Source organism: Bacillus sp. 05T31 (assembly GCF_056396725.1).
Window position 1 is genome coordinate 1 of sequence record NZ_JBFTMA010001465.1, and the last position, 388, is coordinate 388.

General features: G+C 34.5%; 1 protein-coding gene. It reads right to left on the reverse strand.

Annotation, left to right across the window (positions count from 1 at the left end; all coding sequences use genetic code 11):
- Window positions 1–388, reverse strand: a 388-nt coding sequence (locus tag AC1DJR_RS33855; protein ID WP_477004658.1) for a glycosyltransferase, incomplete at both ends; no start/stop codon positions are given.

Below are 388 nucleotides of genomic sequence, written 5' to 3' on the forward strand. Positions count from 1 at the left end.
CTCCCACCCCATGAATTTGTTCAATTTTAGGTACTTTAAACTTTCGCTGAACAGCCAAGTTATAATCTTCTTGGTTAATTGTAATGAGGCAATCTGTATAATTTGCTAGCATTTTTTCAATTGGATAATATAACAGCCAATTTGCAAGCGGGGCACCTTTACAAAAATGAAATCCATGCGCAGTATATAAAACTTTTGTTCCATGTTTTCTAGATTTTCTTGCTGCCAAACGTGCAACGGCTCCCCCCATCGGGGTATGACAATGAATAATTTTATATTGATTTTCATCAATAATATCTTTCAGCTCTTTATATGCCTTAATATTCTTAAATTGCAAAGGTGACCTTTGAATAGAAATGTCATACTTCTTATCCACATATGGGAGTTC